This window comes from Burkholderia sp. YHN3-13, from assembly GCF_055810675.1.
This window is the reverse complement of sequence record NZ_JBVVNQ010000068.1, coordinates 1-1,548: the sequence shown is the minus strand read 5'-3', so window position 1 is coordinate 1,548 and position 1,548 is coordinate 1. Positions and strand designations below refer to the sequence as shown.

The 1,548-nt window shown below is 63.3% G+C and carries 1 protein-coding gene and 1 pseudogene; both read right to left on the bottom strand.

The window, feature by feature from the left end; genetic code table 11:
- Window positions 1-21: 21 nt before the first annotated feature.
- On the bottom strand, window positions 22-771 hold the full coding sequence (istB, locus tag AC0KUR_RS37845) for an IS21-like element ISBmu3 family helper ATPase IstB (RefSeq protein ID WP_473377383.1): 750 nt from the start codon (window positions 769-771) through the stop codon (window positions 22-24).
- Window positions 772-786: 15 nt separating this feature from the next.
- Window positions 787-1,548 (bottom strand): annotated as a pseudogene (istA, locus tag AC0KUR_RS37840) (IS21-like element ISBmu3 family transposase); the annotation flags it as partial.

Sequence of the window (1,548 nt, the reverse complement as noted above, 5' to 3'; positions counted from 1 at the left end):
TTATAGCGAAGGTGATCACGATCAGGATGCGGAGGACTGCTTGGCGTTGGCCTTTCGCATCGATTCGCCCTTCAACGGCAGCTTGTGGGCCTGATGGACGAGCCGGTCGAGGATCGCGTCGGCGAGCGTCGGGTCCTGCAACCAGGCGTGCCAGTGTTCCAGTGGCAGTTGGCTGGTAATGATCGTAGAGCGCGTGCCAACGCGGTCGTCGAGCACTTCGAGCAGGTCGTTTCGGGCACCATGATCGAGGTCCTGCAGGCCCCAGTCGTCGAGCAGGAGGACGTCCATCTTGGCGAGCTGCGCGAGCCGCCGCGTGAAGCTGCCGTCGCCGTGGGCGATCTTCAATTCCTCGAACAGCCGGGCAACGCGGACGTACATCACGGAGAAGCCTTGTCGGCAGGCCTGCTGTCCGAACGCACAAGCGATCCACGTTTTCCCACCGCCAGTCGGTCCCGTCAGGATGAGGTTTTGTGCATTACGGATCCAGTCGCAGCCAGCAAGTGCGGCGACGACGCTCTTGTCGATGCCGCGACTCTGCCGGTATTCGATGTCCTCGATGCAGGCCTGAGGATTCTTGAGTTTCGCAGACTTCAGCAGCCGTTCGAGCCGCCGAGTATCGCGCCAGGCGAGCTCTCGTTCGACGACCATGCCGAAACGCTCTTCGAACGATAGGCTGGTGCTGGCGGTCAACGCCGCTTGTTCCTCGAACGCGCGGGCCATGCCGTCGAGCTTCAGGGACTTGAGCTGGGTTAAGGTTTGCTGCATCAACATCGCGACCTCCTTGGGTCAGTGGTAATACTCGGGCCCGCGCACGTTCTCGTGATCGGGCGAATGCCATTCGGTGGACGGAATCGGGAGCATCGGCTGTCGGTCCAGGCCGGATTCGAGGATCGACAGCACGGAGCGACGGGTCGGTGATCCGATCACGAGCGCCCGCTGACAGGCGGCTTCCAGCCGTTCCTTGCCGTACTTGCGTGAGAGCGACAGGAGTCCGAGACAGGCGCGGTACCCCATCTCGGGATGGGGCCGGTTGGTCAACAGATGTTTGACGATCGCCTCGGCGCCGGGACCGACCGAGGCACCCCAGTTCAACAACCGGCCTGGCGTCCATTCCATGTGGGCACGGTGCGCCGCCGGCATGTGCTCGGGCAACGTCGTATGCTTGTTCCGGAGTCGGCTGCGGGCGTGAGCGGCAACGCGCTTGCCGCGGTGCAGGATCTCGACGCCGTGGCACGTCACGCGGGCATAGACTTCCTGACGCACGAGGCTGTGCGGGACGCTGTAATAGTGGTGATCGACTTCGACGTGGTAGTCGATGTTGACGCGGCACTTCACGAAGGTCGCGATCTCGTAGCGGCGTGCCGGCAACGGGCGCAGCGCCGGTCGATCGAGTCGCTCGAACCATTCGCGACGGTTGCCGTCGAGCTTCTTGAACGGGCGCCGGTTCAGGTCGGCGATCAGTTTGCCGATCGCCTTGTTCAGCTCGGCCAGACTGTAGAAGCGGTGGTTGCGCAGCCGAGCGAGGATCCAGCGCTCGACGATCTGTAC

Coding starts and splice junctions, on each gene's coding strand:
- istB (WP_473377383.1), bottom strand. CDS start 771: ATGTTGATGCAGCAAACCTTAACCCAGCTCAAGTCCCTGAAGCTCGAC.